Source organism: Flavobacterium anseongense (assembly GCF_021608185.1).
GTDB lineage: Bacteria > Bacteroidota > Bacteroidia > Flavobacteriales > Flavobacteriaceae > Flavobacterium > Flavobacterium anseongense.
In genome coordinates this window covers 38,148-57,089 of the sequence record NZ_JAKIHN010000002.1, presented here as the reverse complement: position 1 = coordinate 57,089, position 18,942 = coordinate 38,148, and the positions used below count along the sequence as shown (strand labels likewise).

Genomic DNA, 18,942 nt, shown 5'->3' with positions numbered 1-18,942 from the left:
AGTAAAAACCCCATTTAGAAGAAATGGGGTTTTTTATTAAAATGATTTTTTAATTCGGTCTAAATCGCGTTTAGTATCTTGTTCTTTAAGACTTTCGCGTTTATCATACGTTTTCTTTCCGCGACAAAGCCCGATATCTAATTTGGCAATTCCTTTTTCATTGGTAAAAAGTCGCAAAGGAATAATTGTCAATCCTTTTGTGTCATAAGCTTTCTCAAGCTTTCTTAATTCTCTTTTATTCAATAAAAGTTTGCGCTCACTTTTTGCCTTGTGGTTGAATTGATTTCCATAAAGATATTCATCAATTTGGGTATTGATGGCAAACAATTCATTGTTGTGAAATTCACAAAAACCTTCTGTAATATTAGCTTTTCCTAAACGAATAGATTTGATTTCCGTACCTGTTAAAACTATGCCGGCAGTATAGGTCTCGATTATTTCATAATCAAATTTGGCGCGCTTATTAAGTATGTTTATTGTTTTCAACATTGGATGGCAAATGTAACAACAAATGCGGTAAACAACAATAGTTTTGTAACTTTGCTTTATGGAAAATAAAATTTCAAAAGATCCGCTTCACGGCATTACGCTTCAAAGAATACTCGAAATTCTGGTTGATTTTTATGGCTTTGATACTTTGGGTGAGCTAATAAGAATTAAATGTTTTAACGATAACCCAAGTATAAAATCGAGTTTAACTTTTCTTAGAAAAACGGATTGGGCCAGAAAAAAAGTAGAAGAATTGTATATTAGAACTTTGCCTAAGCTCAAAAACTAATTATTTTTTCCAGTTTCTTCTTAGTAAAGAATAAATAACCGTATCCCAAAACTTTCCTTCCCATAACTCATTTTCCAGTATATGAGCTTCTTTGACAAAACCGTTTTTTTGTAAAACTCTTTCGGAAGCAATATTCTCAGGATCAATAATCGCTTCAATAGAATGCAAGTTCATTTGCTCAAAACCGTAAGCGACAACAGCTTTTATAGCTTCTGTGATATAGCCTTTTCCATTGTATTCAGGAAAAGACATATAGCCGATTTCTGCACGATGATTTTCGGGTGAAATTATGTAATGACCAATAATTCCAATAATCTTCGGACTTCCTTTGATAGTAATTCCCCAATTAATTCCGGTATTATTGACAATCTTATCTTCAATCATGGCAATATGTTCCAAAGCATCTTCTATTGATTTTGCCAAAGGACGTGGAATATATTTCATCGTTTCAGGATTGCCGCGAAGTGCTAAAACTTCTTCAGCATCATTAGTATCTATACGCCGCAATAGCAAACGTTCAGTTTCTATGTTTTGAAAAGGATGAAAGTTTATTGTTAGCATCGTTATGTTTTTTGTAAAATTATAGAATTTCGATGCTAAAACTGTATTCTTTTGAAGAATTACTTTCCAGAATTTGAATGGCTTCTTTTTCTAAAATATTTCCGGTTGTATTTAAAATATCAGAGTAGCCAACCCAAGGTTCAAGGCAGATAAATGGTGCATTTACTTTGGTCCAAATTCCGAAATGAGGAAAATCGTTAAACTTAAAATTCAATATTGGAATGTTACTTTCCAGGATTTGGATCTGTTTTGACTTTAATTTCTTGAAAATCAAAGCATCATTTTCAAAAATAGAATAGGTAAGTGGCAAATTGTTTTTTAATAAGTCGATTTGTTTTGTCTTTTCTGAAAGCAAATCATTATCTAATTCGTAACTGATTAAATTTTCCTCTGTTTCAAATTGCAAACTATAATCTTCAAATTTTTTGTGTAAAGCAAATGCCGGATGTCCGCCAATTGAGAAAGGCAATATATCACTACCTATATTAATAACCTGATAACTAATCTTTAATTCAGAATTTATTAAGGTGTAAATTAGTCGCAATTCGAATTCAAATGGATATTTTTCTTTTGTTAATTCGTTTGATAACAGAGAAAAAACAGCTTCATTTTCATTATGGCTAATCAAATTAAAATCCATATCTCTAGCGAATCCGTGACGAGATAACTCATACGTATTGTTTTTATAAGTATATGAATTGTTCTTTAAAGTGCCAACAATCGGAAACAAAATAGGAGAGTGCTTTCCCCAAAAATCCGGATTTCCTTCCCAGATGTATTCTCTGTTTGAATCGGTATTTTTTATGGAAATTAATTCGGCACCTTTATGATTAATCGTAACAGAAAGTGCTGAATTTGAAATAGTTGTTGTCAAAACAGTTAAATTTTATTTGCAAATATATTTTATTAATTACATTTTGAAGCCGAAAAATTAGAATGTGCTTAGCAATTAAGTATGAATAGTTTAATTAATATTTATAAGAAAATTATTCATATAAATTATAAATATATGTATTTCGTCGATTTTATTTGTTATTTAATCGGTAAAACTTGTAAACTTGTCTAACCAAATCAAACAAACGTTCTGTCAATATTAATCGAAATAAAGTGTTTGCCCCACATCTACTTTATTTAAAAACTTAACCTACTACTATGAAAGCAAAAATGTTTAGAGCATTATTGCCGTTAGCAATTGTGTTCACAATGGTATCCTGTTCATCTGATTCGTCGGAAGCTACTTCGGCTGACAACAAGCTTGTAACTACCTACAATTACAACGATAGTGAGTTGAGACTAATTACTGCTGTTAATAATTATCGTCAAAGCATTGGATTAAGCACACTTGAGGTGATTAATCACATATCGCACAAGTCTGAAGAACATAATATTTATATGATTGATAATAAAGTGGTTAATCATGATTACTTTCAGCAAAGAGCTAATAACCTTGTTGAAGTATTAGGAGCAACTAGAGTTGCAGAAAACATTGCTTATAATTATCAAACTCCGGAAAGTGCTATGAGTGCCTGGTTAAACAGTCCGGATCATAAAGCCAATATTGAAGGTGATTTTACCCATTTTGGTATATCTGTTACTATTGATGAAACTACCGGAAAGAAATATTACACGAATATGTTCATAAAGAAAAAATAATTTGTTTAGTTTAATTTTGATGCACCCAAAAAAACCATTCACTAGAGTGGTTTTTTTATTTAAAACCTAAACGTGCTTTTAATTTTACAAATAATAGTGCTATAGAATAGGCGTCGTCTGAGGCAGAATTTCTTTCATTTAAAGGAAGCTTGTAATGTTTTACTAAATCTTCTAACGAAAAGGATTTGTTTGTAATGTCTAATAACTTCTGATGCATTATTTCGACATCCAACGCTTCATTCTTTAATTTACCACAATCCATTTTTTCCAGCACATCATTAATCATTTCTATATCGAAATGGATTCGGTGTCCAACTAAAACCGCATTGCCAATATAATCGACTAATGCTTGTATAGCTTGAGGTTCCGCAAGTTTTGACAGCTTACTTTCGATTAGAAACTCATTTGACAAACCATTGTCATGAAGGTATTTGTATTGCAAAATCACTACTTCGAAATTGTCTCCAATTCGGATAACATCATTTACAACAGCAACAGCTCCAAAGGATAAAATGACGTCCTTTTTTGGATTTAAACCTGTAGTTTCAGTACTCAAAACCACATATCTATTGGATTTAGATTCAAACTTTGCCAAATATAATTTCCAAAAATCGGGATATTCTTTATTGATTTTTTTTATCCAATCTATCATATTTATGAAAATTGAGTTAATTGAAATTTATCTTTTATCAATTCTTCCAATTCTTTCATTGGAGCAAAAGCATTTTTCATTTTTTCTTTATCAACTTTTGAAAGCTCTTCTACATTGATATAATCACCGTTGCTGTCATTTTTTAGTCCTTCAAGTGTTCTGAATTTTGACAAAATTAAAAATGCATCCGCACAATTTAAATAGATTTCAGAAAATTTTGGATCTACAATTGCCAGCTGTTTAAATCGTAAGTAGGTATTATTAATTCCTTTCAAATTCAAACTTATAGCAAATAGTCGGGCACCATCAACTAATGGCATGATGGCTCTGTTTTTTATATCAAATTTACCTTTATGATCGCCTTCTTCTTCGAGATTGAATTTTCTAAAAAAGTTTATTGGCGCATTTTTTCGCAAGGCATCATTACCTAGATAATCAAAGAATAATGCATTGTTTTTAGTATTCTTTAAGATCAAATCATCAAGCGTGTCCTCAATTTTGCCTTCGCCAAAAACAAGCTCATAATCAAAAAATATGCTGCTGATATCATTCGATTTTTCTCCAGGAGTTTTCATCCAGTTATTATATTGCTTTATCCAATCTGACATTGATTTACACCAAAGCATATTGCTGGCCATATGACCATTTGGACAAAAATCATAACCCACTTTTTCGAGTATAGTAGTAGTTCTTTTGGCTAACTTCAAAAAGTAATCTTTAACATCTCTGTATTTTTCTTCGGCAACATCTTCAAATATTAAAAAGCTGTCCTGATCGGTTAACAAAAATTGCTCTTTTCTCCCTTGGCTGCCAATACTAAACCAGGCAAATCGGGCTGGAGGAGAACCCAAATCGAGTATTGACAATTCAATAGAACGCTTTATAATGGCTGTTATAATTTCACCTGAAATATTGTAAATATGTGGTAAAGGAATGTTTTTGGCAATAGACGATTGAATTAAATCGGTTAATTTTTCTCTAACTAATTTAAGTTCTTTAGGCGAAAGGGAACGTTTTATTTCCTTAATCAAAACTCCGGGATTATTAGCTTGCGCTACAATTAAATCGTGCTCAGAAATTACTCCTTTGACCTCAGATTTGTCAGAACCATCTACAGTTACACATAAATGGCTCACATTATTTTTTAACATTAAGAGTTGTGCTTCGGCCACAGAAACATTTTCGGGAACTGTAATTACCGGCGAAGACATTATTTTATCTATAGTTGAAATAAGTGGAAATCTGCCATTGGCAATTTTGGATCTGAAATCGCTATCTGTCACAATGCCAATAGGGTGACTTTGCTCGGTTACAACCACATTGTCAGTAAGATTTTCGGTCATTAACTGAGCCGTATCTTTTGCAATAGCTGAAACACTGACTTTTAAAGGTGTTTTATTATAGGCTAAAGACTGGAAATATTGTATCTCATTTTGCTGACCTTCTGTGTAAACATTGTCAGTAATCAGTTTTCCTCGATTCTCTTTATCAAAAGGGTTTCTTGTATTTGTGGCAAAACTTTCCAATAAGAAATCCAATACTTGAGGATTTTGCGCCACAAAAGGTTTAAAAACAGTAATTGGAATGGCATAAACAATACTGTCTTCACGCGCTTTGGCGGTCATCATGTAATTGTTTTTGGCAAAAAATGGGCGCAAACCAAACACATCTCCAGCATAACATTTGTTTAATAATGTCTCTTCGGCATCAGCAATTACAGAAAGATTAATTACACCGGAAGCAACTACATAAAAACTATCGTGAAGTTTATCATCAATTTGAAATAAAATTTTATGCTTATCTAAATTGATAACACCAATGCTTGTAGTGACCTGAATCAGTTCATCATGACTCAAATAGCTAAAAGGTGAATATTCTTTTAAAAAGTTGGCAATATTTTCGGCAACAGAATTACTCATGTGTTTGTTTTAGTGAATGTATTTCAATTAACAAAAATAACAAAGGTTTAGAGAAGAAGTAACCAATTGTTAAAAACATTTTAAAACTATTAATGTGCAAAGAAGTGGTTATTTTTGAAAAATACTATTTTACATAATATAAATTATAGTTCAAAAAATATATGTATTTAGATATTTAAAATATAGTATATAACTAACTGTTTTTAAGCAATATAAACTACCTTTTATAAAGTGATAATTTTAAAAATTGAGTTCTCTGAATTTCTTTCCGATGGCTAAACTTAATTTGGTTTTATAATCTTCAATTAGCCATTCGCGATAATTTTTACTCGTTTTGCCTAAACATTTAACAAATCGTTTGACGCGACTTTCAATATCATCCGATAATAATTTAGAAAGCATTCTTGCCTGGACTAATTCGGTTGTATTTTCGACACACATTGCAGCATGTTGCAGAATTGATTTTTCGAGAACTTCTTTGGAACGCAAATTTTGAGCAACTACTTTTTTAAATTCACCTTCAATATCCATAGTTATATCAGCTGTTTTAGCAAACATCTTTCTAATTGTATCCGGCATTACATATTTGAAGTTGTTTTCTATTTCGGCATCATCCCTGAGATTTTCTAAATAATACTCGGGCGATTTAAAAATATGCTGCCAATCAACCGGATCATTCCATAAACCAAATCGTAGAGCGTTATTTCCTAAATCGATGACAATAAAACTATCTTTATTTGGTAATTTTCTGGAACCACGACCAATCATTTGAAAATATAAAGTCAGGGATTTTGTGGCACGATTCAAAATAATACTTTCCACTGTCGGCTCATCAAATCCGGTAGTCAAGATTCCAACAGAAGTTAAAATTGCATCCGGAGTTTTTTTAAACCATTGCAAAATCTCTTTTCTGTCTTCTACAGATGTTGTATTGTCCAAATGTCTTATTGCATAACCCGCTTCTCTAAAGGTTTCATAAACATATAGAGATGTATTGATTCCGTTGTTGAATATTAGAGTCTTTTTTCCCAATGATTTTTCGGTGTATGCATGTAATAATTTCTCCTGCATTACCATATTCATATACAAATCATCAGACGATTTAACGGTGTAATCACCATTAATTCCAACTTTCAAAGAGGTTAATCCAACATCATAACTATAAGTTGTTGCTTTTGCCAAAAATCCTTTATCTATAAGCGATTGAATCGTATCACCAACTATAAGTTCACTATAATTATGATGCATTGGCAACTTAATATTTGAACTCAAAGGTGTTGCAGTTACTCCTAAAATGAAAGAATTCTTAAATGAACTCATCAACTTTCGAAACGAATTGTAATGCGCTTCATCAATAATGACCAAGCCTACATTGTCAATCAGTAACTTCTCATCATTCAAACGATTTTTTAGTGTTTCAACCATAGCCACAAAACAGGAATATTCATCCTGGTCGGGCAATTCTTTGATATTACTGTTGATGACTTTGTTTTTTACATCAAATCCTTTAAGCATTTTTGAAGTTTGCTTACAAAGCTCAATTCGATGTGTCAGCACCACAACTTTTTTGTCGTGTTTCGATAAATAACGTCTTACTATTTCTGAGAAAATTACCGTTTTTCCACCGCCAGTTGGCAATTGGTAAAGTAAATGATGATCACTCGGCGCATTATCTAATCGGTCGAAAATTTTGTCAATATCGCCCTTTTGGTAACCGTAAAGCTCCTTTTTTTCTTCAATTTCGGTGATAAAATCTTTTTGAGACATGGCGATTTGTACAATTTTGCAAAAGTACATCTAAAAAAGAGTTATCGCCAAAATTAAATTGCTTATTTATAAAAAATTAATATTCAAAGCGTTCCACTATAGCATTGAATTCATATTGGTTAATCCATTTTTGATGTAAAGTTTCTTCTTTTATGGCCACTACTCTACTTATGAATTCACTTAAAATGCCATGCTCTATCAAAAAACTAACAGCTTGCTGATAAGAAGTCAGCATACTTTTGAAAAATAATTCCTGCTTGATTGTTTTTTCAGCAGAAAATGTCTGGGCAATCTCTATATTATAAAGCATTATATCGGCAATGATAAAAACATCCACGCCAAGTGTTATAAAATGTTTTATGAATTTTTGAGCTACAGAACGGCGCATTTTGGATTTTTTACCTTTGACAGGAAAGTATTCATTTGATATTTTGAACTTGGCTTCACGAACAAGTTTATCTTCATTTGGATTGAATACAAAATCATAATAGACTTTTACATCATTAAATTTGTGATATAATTCAATGATTTGCTCTTCCAATTGCTCTTTATTAAGCTCGTTCAGGTATTTTTTTAAATCGCGTTTACTCATAATGACAAATGTAAATTTCTTTATTGTTTATTACCTTATATAATTGATGATATTCATTATTTTTGCAGCATAAATTACAAATCATGACTAAACTTTTCAAGTTCATTGCCATTGCCGAAGGTGTTTCGTATTTAGTATTGTTTTTTAACATGTTAGTTATTAAGCGTTTGAATCTCGAATTATATAAATCATTATTATATCCAATTGGAATGGCTCATGGATTATTATTTATATCGTATGTGATTTTAGCATTTGTAATTTGGAAAAATCAAAAGTGGACAATTAAAGAGTTTTTAATCGTTCAGTTAGCGTCGCTTCTTCCGTTTGGGACTTTTTATATAGAGAAAAAATATTTGAAACATGCATAAACTAGTTGAGAAATTATTTGGCTGGTGCTATCCGCTGCTCAAAAAACTGGATTTTGGCGAAACTATTTCGGCCTATCTAAGTCTGGCTGTAAATATTTTTATTCTTTCTGTTTTATCTTATATAATCTATTTGGTTTTCCGATTTGTATTGGTGCGAACCATGATTATTTTGGCCCGAAAAACAAAGACAAGATTTGATGATTTATTAGTTTCCAATAAAACAGCTAAATACATAGCTCATCTGATTCCGCTGCTCTTCATCTATAAATGTGTTCCAATAATTTTGGAAAATTTTGTGTATTGGGAATCTATTTTCGGAAAACTAATAGGAATTTATATTGTTTTACTGAGTTTGTGGATTACAAAAACCATTTTTAATGCACTGCGGGATCATTTAAAACTAAACCCAAGATACAGCGACAAACCAATTGATAGTTACATTCAGGTAATTATGATAGTGTTGTGGGTTTTTGCTTTTATTTTTGTGGTTTCCAAAATTTTCGATATCTCAACCGGAACAATGCTTGGTACTTTTGGAGCGATTTCAGCAATTATCATTTTAATATTCAGAGATACAATTTTAGGATTTGTTGCCAGTGTGCAGGTTTCGTTAAACGATATGGTTCGGATTGGTGATTGGATTACGTTTGACAAATTTGGCGCTGACGGCGATGTAATTGAAATTAATCTGGCTACTGTAAAGGTTCGAAATTTTGACAATACCACTACTACAATTCCAACTTACAGCATGATTTCTGATTCTTTCAGAAACTGGCGCGGTATGTTGAATTCAGACGGACGAAGAATAAAAAGACACATTTTAATCAAAGCCAACAGCATTCGATTTTTGGATGAAAAGGAGCTTCAGGAATTGAAAAAAATTCAGCTTGTAAGCGCTTATATAGAACATCGCCAAACCGAAATTGATAAGTACAACAAAACGCATCAAGTGGATAAATCGATTTTAATCAACGGAAGAAATATGACTAATTTTGGATTATTCCGAAAATATATTACACAATATTTAAGTCAGTATCCGGGTTTAAACAAAGATATGATTTTGCTTTGCCGTCAGCTACAACCTACTTCACAAGGTGTTCCATTAGAAATTTATACTTTTTCTAATGACAAACGATTTGAAAATTACGAATACATTATGGCCGATATTTTTGATCATATTTTTGCCTCAATTCGTTTTTTTGATTTAGAAATCTATGAAATGCCTTCGGGGAAAAACAATTTTGTAGGCGTTGATTAATTGTCTATTCGGTCTTTAACGTACTCGATTTGGGTTTTACCATGAGCCTTCGGTTTTCCGTCATCGCCAAGACTAACCATGGTTATACTGTCAATGGAAATAATAATTTCTCTAGTCATCATATTTCTAACCTGACAAGTCAACGTAATTGATGAGTTACCAAATTTTATAACATCAATGCCAATTTCAACAATATCTCCTTGTTTAGCAGAACTCCTGAAATTGATTTCCGACATGTGTTTGGTTACGATTTTGGAATTTTCAAGTTGAATAATTGAATACAAAGCTAATTCTTCATCAATCCAAGCTAACAACCTTCCACCAAACAAAGTATGATTTGGATTTAAATCTTCGGGCTTTACCCATTTTCTGGTATGAAATCTCATATTTTAACTAATTATTGAATGCAAAAATAAGGATTTCAATATTTACGTGCATTAAAGTGCAAAAAAGTTGATATTTAATTGTAAACATTTATATTTGTACCGTTTGGAATATATTATTAATTATCGAAAATCAATCCATATGAAAAAATGCCTACTATTATTATTAACCTTGTTTTGTGTTTCTTTGTCTTCTAATGCTCAGAAAGAGAGCAAAAAAAACAAGAAAGATTTAGAGCTTGTTTCGGTAGAACCGGATAAAGAACTTGCAGGAGAATATTTCAACAGATGGAGTATTGAAGCTGATTTTGGACAAGCTAAAGGTTCAAAACCTTACACGGATGGTTATTTTGCAAATAATCCAAAGAAAGTTTTTGGAGGAATGCCAATGAACCACGTTGGAATTGGAGCAAGATATATGTTTAGTCCAAAATTTGGAATCAAAGCAAATTTCAACTGGGACAACCTGCAAGAGCAGAATGGTTCTGGTAGTTTACCATTTCAAATGGAGCACCTTCAATTTTCTTCTGAAGGGGTTATTAATATGACCAGATTATTTGATATTCAAAATCAAGCTGGTCGTTTTGGATTGTTATTCCATTTTGGATTTCAAGTATCACGTATGTCACCAAAAATGGGGCCTTTAGAAGGTTTCAAAGAATGGAACGGAGGAGCTGTTGCCGGATTGTCACCTCAATTTAGAATATATAAAAACATAAGCATTTTTGCTGATTTTTCAATTAACTCAAATCTAAGACAACATTTCACTTGGGATGGTCAGAATTATTCCGATAGTGCAAATAACTTGACAGGAAGTTTATCAAGAGTAACATTAGGAGTTTCAGTCGCACTTGGAAAAGGTCCAATACACGGAGATTGGGCTATCATTCAAGATAAAAATGATAAACGTCTTGATTCACTTAACAATAGAATTGGTGAAATTGAAGAGTTAATGAACGATAGTGATAAAGATGGTGTGCCTGATTATTTAGATGTTGAACAAAATTCAATTGCAGGAGTTGCTGTTGATACCAAAGGTAGAATGGTTGACAAAAACAACAATGGTGTTCCGGATGAGTTAGAGAAATATATAAATAATTCAATTACAAACAATAACAATACTGCAACTGCAGCGGCATCTGAAAATGCTATATTACAACTTATAAACGAAGGTTATATTGCTGCATATTTTGATACAGCCAAATCAACACCAAACACTGCTTCTGCAAATAGCATTGGATTTATTCTGAATTACCTGAAAAACAATCCTGATAAAACCGTTGAGATTGCTGGTTACGCTGATGAAATTGGAGCAACAGCATCCAACGACAAATTGGCAAACGACAGAGCGCAAAATGTTAAGTCTATATTGGTTAAAGCTGGTATAAGTGAATCAAGAATAACTATCTTGTCAAGAGGCGAAGATGATTCAGTAGATAAGAAATCTGATTGGGCAAGACGTCTAGTACGTAAAGCAATCTTTAAAATCAAATAATAATTAACAATTAATTATTAATAACTATAATTAACCTCTGTTTTTCAACAGAGGTTTTTTTTTAACTTTCAAAGAAAAACATGGAAGCTAGAGATGCACACGTACTTGAACTTAGAGGTGAAACCTTGGGAACAATCACTAATCAGTCTTCATCCGAAGAAATTTTTCAAAACATGACGCTTCGTCCAATCCTTAAAACACAAAATGATTTATTCATTCAAGTGTTTATCAATTATGCCATCAAGCAAAAAAATGTCTTTTTTAGCCTGACACCCGAAAAAAAGATGCAATACATCGAAAACGTTATACAACGTGATATTAAGTTCAGAAACTCACTAAAAGGGATGATAATAGCGCTATTCACCTTAGATGAATACGCCGAATACATCCGAATATCTTCCAATCTGAATAAGCGAATGATGAATATGCTTATCGAACGCTTAAAAAATCAAATGCAGCTTATCGAGCAATAGTTTGGTAAATTGACAAATATTAAAATCATTAACCTATTTCAAGATATTTATTAGAGATAATTCAATATCTAAATATCTTTGAAAAGTATATCGTAAAACTTAAAGTTTCTATATTTTTACACATTTCACAACGTTTTTTTTATTATAATTGTTAAACTAATAACAATTTATGAAAGAAGAATATTTTAAATGGTATTCACCAAATTTAAATAAAGAAGTCGAAATGCTTGTTTTTGGTCATACCGGTTATCCGGTTATTCTCTTCCCTACTTCTATGGGAAGTTATCACGAAAATAAAGACCAAGGATTAGTCGAGAGTGCCCGATGGTATCTTGAGCAAGGATTAATCCAAATTTTTTGTCCCTCAAGTATTGACAAGGATAGTTTTTATAATAAACACATTCATCCTGTGCATCGCATTCAAAATCATACCTGGTATGACAAAATGATTTGCCATGAAATTGTTGAACGTGTAAAAAATAATACCGGTTCAGGAAAAGTAGCCGTTGCCGGTTGCAGTTTTGGAGGTTATCATGCGGCCAACTTCGCCTTTCGTCATCCTGGATATGTAAGCCATATGTTTTCTATGAGCGGTGCTTTTAGTATCAAAAGTTTTATGGATGGTCATTGGGATGATGATGTTTTTTATAACAGTCCCGAAGATTATATTCAAGGACTAAATGATCACGAATTATGGAATATGGATATTGTTCTCGGAACATCCAATTGGGATATTTGTTTTGATGCCAATCTGAAGTTAAGCCGAGTATTAGCTCAAAGAGATGTGCCGCACTGGCTGGATATCAGACAAGACAGAGAACACGATTGGCCGGTTTGGAAAGAGATGTTTCCTCATTATTTATCGAGGATAAAGTTTTTTTAGAAAGATATAGACACAATTAGTATTAAGGTTTTAAAATATAAGAATATGAAAAAGATCGGAATTTTATTTGGTATGGAAGATACCTATCCACAAGCGTTTATCGACAGAGTAAACTCAAAAGGTGAAAAAGGCATCATTGCCGAAGCGGTTTCCATCGACAAAGTCGTGCAAAATAAAGGTGGCGAATATGCCGTAATCATTGATAGAATTTCACAAGACGTTCCGTTTTATCGCGCTTTTTTAAAGAACGCTGCACTAACCGGAACAAACGTTATAAACAATCCGTTTTGGTGGAGTGCTGATGATAAATTCTTCAACAATTGTTTGGCTGATACACTTGGTGTACCATTACCAAACACTGTCATTCTTCCTTCGGCTGAACATCCAACAGATACAACTTCTAAATCATTCCGAAACCTAAAATATCCAATGGATTGGGATGGTATTTTTGATTATATAGGTTTTCCGGCTTATATGAAACCGTATGCTGGTGGTGGTTGGAAAAATGTGTATCGATTAGAAAACAAAGAAGAGTTCTGGCAAAAACATCAGGAAACCGGACAATTAGTAATGCTTTTACAGGAAGAAATTGTTTTTCAGGATTATTACAGAGTGTACTGTTTAGGTTGTAAAGATGTACGAATTATGCCTTACGAACCAAGAAATCCTCACCACTTAAGATATGTTGTTGAAAACCCGAATACCGATAAAAAACTAATGGCAACAATTAAAGATTATACTTTGCGCCTATGCAAAGGTTTAGGTTACGATTTCAACACAGTTGAATTTGCAGTTCGAGACGGAATTCCATACGCTATTGATTTTGGAAACCCTGCACCCGACGCTGAATTAACATCAGTTGGTGCCGATAATTTTGAATGGGTTGTTGAAACTTCTGCTAAAATGGCAATCGCTGCAGCTAAAAAACAAAAACCGGGGCAAACCAATCTGACTTGGGGAACATTTATTAAAGAATCTGCTAAATAAGTAGCTGAGTGCCTAAGTCCCTAAGTTTCTGAGTTTTTCTCAGTTGCTTAGCTACTCAGTAACTCAGAAACTTTAAAAAAGAAAGAAGATGGCAAAAAAACTACCAATTTTCACCCTTGGTGTAGAAGAAGAATATCAAATCATAGATCCGCAAACCCGAGATTTACGCTCACATTTATCTAAAATTGTTGATGGCGCTAAAATCATTTTAAATGAACAGGTAAAAGCCGAAATGCACCAATCTGTAGTTGAAGTCGGAACTAATATCTGTAAAAATGTAGCCGAAGCAAAAGATGAAATCCGATTTTTGCGTAATAAGATTGTGGAACTGGCAGCAAAACAAAACCTTGTCGTTGGCGGTGCCGGAACACATCCATTCTCCCGTTGGCAAGACCAACCTATTACTGACGATCCACGCTATCATCATATCGTAAACGAATTACAAGATGCTGCCCGTTCTAATTTGATTTTCGGAATGCATTGCCATGTCGGAATTGAAAATCGTGAAATAGGAATGCAATTGATGAATCAGGCGACTTATTTCCTGCCGCATATTTTTGCATTATCCACAAACTCTCCTTTTTGGGAAGGCCGAAATACCGGTTACAAATCCTTTAGAACCAAAGTTTTTGATAAATTCCCACGTACCGGTTTGCCCGAATATTTTGATTCGGTTGCTTCCTATGACAATTATTTGGAAACCCTGGTAAAAACCAATTGCATTGATAATCCAAAGAAAATTTGGTGGGATTTGCGTTTGCATCCATTCTATGATACAATTGAATTCCGTATAACAGATATGATGTTGACCGTTGATGAAGCAATGTGTGTTGTTGCCATAATTCAGGCAATTGTCGCTAAATTGTATAAACTTACGTTGGCAAATACCAGTTTCAACATATATAGGATTGCATTGATTAAGGAAAATAAATTTCGTGCAGCACGTTACGGAATTGACAACCATATGATTGATTTTGGCCTGCAGAAAGAAGTAGAAACTAAAGAATTAATTCTTGAACTACTTGAATTTATTGATGATGTTGTTGATGAATTAGACAGTCGTAAACATATTGATTATGTGCATACAATCCTAAAAGAAGGAACCGGCGCTGACAAACAACTAAGAGTTTTTGAACAAACCCAGGATTTAACAAAAGTTGTTGATATGATTACAAGTGAATTCACTAAAGGTTTGTAAAATTAAATTTTAGATAATATCATTGAAAAGTTATATTTGCATTACCAAATCGTAAAAAAATGAGTCAGCAAATTCGAATCGCAGTTTTAGATATGTACAACGGAGAACCTAATCAGGGAATGCGTTGTATCATTGATATTATTAACAGATTCAACCAAATTGTAACCTTTCAGATATTTGATATTCGCGGGAAATGTGAATTCCCAAACATTGAAAAATTCGATATTTATATTTCTACCGGCGGACCGGGAAATCCGTTAGAAGGTGACGGAAACTGGGATTTAAAATACTATGATTTTATTGACCAATTGACTGAATGGAACAAAGAGCAAAAGGTAAAAAAACATGTTTTGTTTATTTGTCATTCGTTTCAAATGGCTTGCTATCACTTTGGTTTAGCCGAAATTACGAAAAGAAAATCGACTTCATTTGGTGTAATGACCATTCATAAAACAGAAGCCGGAACAAATGAACCAATTTTAGAAGGTTTAGAAAATCCATTTTATGCAATTGATAGCCGCGATTATCAAGTCGTACAACCTAAATTGAGCATTTTTAGTAAAAAAGGCGCTATGATTATTGCGTTGGAAAAAATCAGAACTTACAGAGAATATGAACGCGCCATCATGGGTGTTCGATTTACGGATCAGTTTGTTGGATTACAATTTCATCCCGAAGCTGATGCTTTGAGTTTTATCGCCAATTTGAAGAATGCGGAAAGACGCGATAAAATCATTGCCATGAAAGGAAAATCAAAGTTTCGTGACATGTTAGAGGATTTATTGGATGAAGATAAAATCTATAAAACAAACGAAACCATTATTCCGAATTTCCTGCGCATAGCCATCAATGATTTGATTAAAACCAAGAAGATATTGTCTAATTGAGTGACTAGTAATTAACTGATATGAACTCCAAATACAGACAACTTTTTAACGAACAATTTTCGGAAGCCAAATACAATAACTTTATTGAAGACATTACTTCTGATTTTGATTATAAAGTAACGTTTCGTATTGGAGAAACTCCTTTTTTTATTCCGAATGAATTAAAAGACCAATTGCTCGATGGTTGTCAGCAAGTGATTGATTTTATTAAACGAGATGATTTCATAAGCCTTACAAACAGAGCTTTGGAGCTTAACAGAAAAGTTCCTAACGAAGATAATCACACCACTTTTTTAGCGATTGATTTTGGAATTTGTGAAGAAGATGGTGAAATCGTTCCCAAGTTGATTGAAGTTCAGGGATTCCCATCTTTGTTTAATTTTCAGAATCATTTGTCACAAAAGTTTGTCAACCACTACCCTTTTCTTTCTGAATTGACGCCTTTTTTAAACGGATTAAATTCGAAAAGTTACTTGGCGTTAATCGAAGAAGTAATATGCAACAACCATCCAAAAGAAAATGTAATCCTGTTGGAAATTGAGCCTGAAAAGCAAAACACAAAGATTGATTTCTATTATTGTCATCGCGATATTGGTATTCCTGTAATTTGTGTAACCGATTTGTACCAAAAAGGTAAGCAGCTTTTTTATAAAAATGAGAATGGTTCGGAAGTTTTAGTAAAACGAATTTACAATCGTGTGATTTTTGATGAATTGGATTTGCGTACTGATTTAAAACTGAATTTTGATTTCTCTTCTGATGTTGATGTCGAATGGGCCGGACATCCGAATTGGTTTTTCAGAATCAGTAAATTCATTTTGCCATATTTAAAAGGAAAATATTTTATAGAAACTACTTTGCTTTCAGACTTAAAGGAAATTCCGGCTGACTTAGAAAATTATGTATTGAAACCATTATTCTCTTTCTCCGGAAGTGGTGTTATTTTTCATGTAAAACGGGAAGATATTGAAGCTGTAAAAGAAAAAGATTTATACATACTTCAGAAAAAAGTCAACTACAAACCAATCATTCAATCGCCTGATGGTAAAGTTAAAGCAGAGGTTCGCTTACTTGCTGTATGGAAAAAAGACGCGCCTTCTCCTACTCTAGTTACCAACTTAGTGCGTTTAAGTCGTGGTGAAATGATTGGCGTAAAATTCAATAAAGATAAAGATTGGGTCGGCGGAACGGTTGGAATGTTTGAAAGATAAGTTTCACAGATCTCTTAAAATATTCGGATTCGTGGCTAACTTAAATACTGCTTCTTAATCTCCAAAAAACTTCTTTCTGAATTCACCAATTCGTTAACGATTTCCTTTCTCAAAACATCTAAATCATCGTATTGTAAATACTTTGCCCAATCGGTTTCGGTTAAAACTTGTTTGATTGTTCTAATAGTTTTGGCCGTTTCTTTAGCATTTCGCAGAACAACTTTTTCCTGATTTTCTAAACTTAGTTTATGGTAAAAATTTACGTCTTGCTTTTCTAAATCAACTTTAATAAAAAACAGTTTTGAAGTATCGTCATTCGAATAAAAATCAGTCCATTTTGCATAGCCAACAATGGCATTTTGATTTTTAAAATCGGCTAGCGGAATTAACCGCCAATGACAATTAGCTACTCTTCCCCAATGATTGGAAATGCGGTACAAACCTTCAGCAGTAAAGATATATTCACTTCCGGATTGACTTTTATAGTTTATTTTTAAATCTTTGATATCGGAAAAAGGCACCTCTTTCCAAATACAGAAAGTGTACGAGTGAAAGTTGAGTTTGGTGTAGGTTTTAGTTGCCACGAATTAATGCAGTTTCTTCACTGCTTCTTGTTGAGCAACTGTCGCAAAATCTCTGATTAGTCGTTCTGCATAATCGTCTAAAAGTTCACGGATTCGTGCATGATTATCACTTTTTACAATCAAACCGGCATGATAATCTAATGGAACTCGGAAGCAGACTTCGGCATCATCAAATCCGGACAAATCAGGATGCTCGAATTTTGAAAGCGTTAATACGATTCCGGCGAATTCCTTTTTGATGGTTGGCAATTTATATTCCTTTCCTTTAACCAGGGAATCTTCAATTTTGGCCCATTCACCCCAAAGATTTACACCCGAAGCTGCTTCTACCATTTCGGCAAGATGAGCACCACCAACACGTGACGCGGTTTCTAAGAAATAAATTTTTCCGTCATCATTGCATTTGATAAACTCTGTATGGTTTGCACCATGCATCATTCCGAAAGCTTTCAACACTTGCTCGTTTACTTTCTTGATTTCCTTATCATCTTTGGAATCGTATGGAATATTGGCGCTCCTGAAGATGCCGCCGCCTTGTGAGATTTCCATTGGCGTTGCTAGATATTGCGAGGTAATCGAAAACAATGTTTTTCCTTTCCAATTTAAGCCATCACAATGATAGACTGCGCCAGGTTTGAATTGTTCTACTAAATATTTTAATCGATTTGTATCACCTAAGTCATGTATTTTTTGCCACAATTCTTCTTTAGAATATACTTTCATAATTCCGGATGCCGAAGCTTCTGAACGTGGTTTTAAAACCCATGGCGGTGAAACCGTATCAGCAAACTGATTGATTTCTTCATCGTTAAATAAAGAACTAAACGCCGGAATCGGAACACCCGCATCTTTGGCTTTCATTCGCATGGCCAATTTATCACGGAAATACCTTCCGGTGGTTTGCCCCATTCCGTCAATTCTCAGATTCTCTCTGAGATAAGCTGCTTTTTCTACATCAAAATCATCCAAAGCAACAATAGCATCAATCTTTTTATGACGCATTAGATTACCAACGCCTGCCAATAATTCTTCTAAATTCCAATCGATGTCTTGTCCGGGCATGAAAAAAATTTCATCGATATAATCAAAAGCCCATGCTTTCTCTCGAAGTTTTTCAGAGGTAATAAGATAAACACGATTCCCTTGCTTTTTTAGGTTGATTAAAAAATCATTTCCTTTAAAATAATTCGAAATGCAAATGAAGTTCTTGATTTGACTTTCCATGGTTTATTTTTTTATTTTTAAATGCAAACTAAAGTTTGCTTACCTTACTGCCACCGGCAGTCCTACTCT

General features: G+C 33.2%; 21 protein-coding genes. 11 read left to right on the top strand and 10 right to left on the bottom strand.

Going from position 1 to position 18,942, the window contains the following annotated elements; genetic code table 11:
* Positions 1–36: 36 nt before the first annotated feature.
* The gene (smpB, locus tag L1S35_RS03325) at positions 37–489 is read right to left on the bottom strand and encodes an SsrA-binding protein SmpB (RefSeq protein ID WP_236396596.1); all 453 of its coding nucleotides are present in this window, start codon (positions 487–489) and stop codon (positions 37–39) included.
* A gap of 58 nt (positions 490–547) precedes the next feature.
* Here smpB and L1S35_RS03320 point away from each other — a divergent pair, with 58 nt between their 5' ends.
* Positions 548–778 (top strand): VF530 family protein, encoded by a 231-nt coding sequence (locus tag L1S35_RS03320; protein WP_236396594.1) that lies wholly within the window; start codon positions 548–550, stop codon positions 776–778.
* Here the strand turns inward: L1S35_RS03320 and L1S35_RS03315 are convergent, their stop codons facing one another.
* Both L1S35_RS03315 and L1S35_RS03310 read right to left on the bottom strand, forming a co-directional pair.
* Positions 779–1,339, bottom strand: coding sequence for a GNAT family N-acetyltransferase (locus tag L1S35_RS03315; protein ID WP_236396592.1), 561 nt, complete (start codon positions 1,337–1,339; stop codon positions 779–781).
* Between the two features lie 19 nt (positions 1,340–1,358).
* A complete protein-coding gene (locus tag L1S35_RS03310) occupies positions 1,359–2,213 on the bottom strand; it encodes an aldose 1-epimerase family protein (protein WP_236396590.1) in 855 nt (284 codons plus the stop codon).
* A 278-nt stretch (positions 2,214–2,491) separates the two neighbouring features.
* Between L1S35_RS03310 and L1S35_RS03305 the strand changes: the two genes are divergently transcribed.
* Entirely contained in the window at positions 2,492–2,992 is a 501-nt protein-coding gene (locus L1S35_RS03305) for a CAP domain-containing protein (RefSeq protein WP_236396588.1), read from the top strand.
* Between the two features lie 55 nt (positions 2,993–3,047).
* On the opposite strand, the gene L1S35_RS03300 is transcribed toward L1S35_RS03305, so the two are convergent.
* From L1S35_RS03300 to L1S35_RS03285, 4 genes are all read right to left on the bottom strand, one after another.
* On the bottom strand, positions 3,048–3,644 hold the full coding sequence (locus tag L1S35_RS03300; protein ID WP_236396586.1) for a 3'-5' exonuclease: 597 nt from the start codon (positions 3,642–3,644) through the stop codon (positions 3,048–3,050).
* Between the two features lie 2 nt (positions 3,645–3,646).
* On the bottom strand, positions 3,647–5,563 hold the full coding sequence (locus L1S35_RS03295; RefSeq protein ID WP_236396585.1) for a DUF294 nucleotidyltransferase-like domain-containing protein: 1,917 nt from the start codon (positions 5,561–5,563) through the stop codon (positions 3,647–3,649).
* 240 nt (positions 5,564–5,803) lie between these two features.
* Positions 5,804–7,360 (bottom strand): DEAD/DEAH box helicase, encoded by a 1,557-nt coding sequence (locus L1S35_RS03290; RefSeq protein ID WP_236396583.1) that lies wholly within the window; start codon positions 7,358–7,360, stop codon positions 5,804–5,806.
* Between the two features lie 46 nt (positions 7,361–7,406).
* Positions 7,407–7,922, bottom strand: a complete 516-nt coding sequence (locus L1S35_RS03285; protein ID WP_236396581.1) for a DUF6155 family protein — start codon at positions 7,920–7,922, stop codon at positions 7,407–7,409.
* 83 nt (positions 7,923–8,005) lie between these two features.
* Here L1S35_RS03285 and L1S35_RS03280 point away from each other — a divergent pair, with 83 nt between their 5' ends.
* Together L1S35_RS03280 and L1S35_RS03275 are read left to right on the top strand one after the other, a co-directional pair.
* Positions 8,006–8,290, top strand: a complete 285-nt coding sequence (locus L1S35_RS03280) for a DUF3817 domain-containing protein (protein WP_236396578.1) — start codon at positions 8,006–8,008, stop codon at positions 8,288–8,290.
* The gene (locus tag L1S35_RS03275; protein WP_236396576.1) at positions 8,283–9,548 is read left to right on the top strand and encodes a mechanosensitive ion channel family protein; all 1,266 of its coding nucleotides are present in this window, start codon (positions 8,283–8,285) and stop codon (positions 9,546–9,548) included. The genes L1S35_RS03280 and L1S35_RS03275 overlap by 8 nt, the downstream gene beginning before the upstream one ends.
* Here the strand turns inward: L1S35_RS03275 and L1S35_RS03270 are convergent.
* The gene (locus L1S35_RS03270) at positions 9,545–9,934 is read right to left on the bottom strand and encodes an acyl-CoA thioesterase (protein WP_236396574.1); all 390 of its coding nucleotides are present in this window, start codon (positions 9,932–9,934) and stop codon (positions 9,545–9,547) included. The two genes, L1S35_RS03275 and L1S35_RS03270, sit on opposite strands and share 4 nt — an antisense overlap.
* A gap of 139 nt (positions 9,935–10,073) precedes the next feature.
* Between L1S35_RS03270 and L1S35_RS03265 the strand changes: the two genes are divergently transcribed.
* The 7 genes from L1S35_RS03265 to L1S35_RS03235 all read left to right on the top strand — a co-directional run bounded on the left by L1S35_RS03265 (position 10,074) and on the right by L1S35_RS03235 (position 17,065).
* A complete protein-coding gene (locus L1S35_RS03265) occupies positions 10,074–11,426 on the top strand; it encodes an OmpA family protein (protein ID WP_236396573.1) in 1,353 nt (450 codons plus the stop codon).
* 80 nt (positions 11,427–11,506) lie between these two features.
* Positions 11,507–11,899, top strand: coding sequence for a glyoxalase (locus L1S35_RS03260; protein WP_236396571.1), 393 nt, complete (start codon positions 11,507–11,509; stop codon positions 11,897–11,899).
* Between the two features lie 169 nt (positions 11,900–12,068).
* Complete coding sequence (locus L1S35_RS03255) at positions 12,069–12,782, top strand: esterase family protein (RefSeq protein ID WP_236396569.1); 714 nt, start codon at positions 12,069–12,071, stop codon at positions 12,780–12,782.
* A gap of 45 nt (positions 12,783–12,827) precedes the next feature.
* Positions 12,828–13,769 carry an ATP-grasp domain-containing protein gene (locus L1S35_RS03250; protein WP_236396567.1) on the top strand — a complete coding sequence of 314 codons (942 nt, stop codon included), beginning with the start codon at positions 12,828–12,830 and terminating at the stop codon, positions 13,767–13,769.
* Positions 13,770–13,857: 88 nt separating this feature from the next.
* Complete coding sequence (locus L1S35_RS03245; RefSeq protein ID WP_236396566.1) at positions 13,858–14,967, top strand: carboxylate-amine ligase; 1,110 nt, start codon at positions 13,858–13,860, stop codon at positions 14,965–14,967.
* 59 nt (positions 14,968–15,026) lie between these two features.
* Entirely contained in the window at positions 15,027–15,854 is an 828-nt protein-coding gene (locus L1S35_RS03240) for a type 1 glutamine amidotransferase (protein WP_236396565.1), read from the top strand.
* Positions 15,855–15,874: 20 nt separating this feature from the next.
* The gene (locus L1S35_RS03235) at positions 15,875–17,065 is read left to right on the top strand and encodes a hypothetical protein (RefSeq protein WP_236396564.1); all 1,191 of its coding nucleotides are present in this window, start codon (positions 15,875–15,877) and stop codon (positions 17,063–17,065) included.
* A 35-nt stretch (positions 17,066–17,100) separates the two neighbouring features.
* Here L1S35_RS03235 and L1S35_RS03230 read toward each other — a convergent pair whose 3' ends face one another.
* Positions 17,101–17,649: a hypothetical protein gene (locus L1S35_RS03230; RefSeq protein ID WP_236396563.1), complete on the bottom strand. Its 549-nt coding sequence runs from the start codon at positions 17,647–17,649 to the stop codon at positions 17,101–17,103.
* Between the two features lie 3 nt (positions 17,650–17,652).
* A complete protein-coding gene (locus tag L1S35_RS03225; protein ID WP_236396562.1) occupies positions 17,653–18,873 on the bottom strand; it encodes an ATP-grasp domain-containing protein in 1,221 nt (406 codons plus the stop codon).
* Positions 18,874–18,942: the final 69 nt, after the last annotated feature.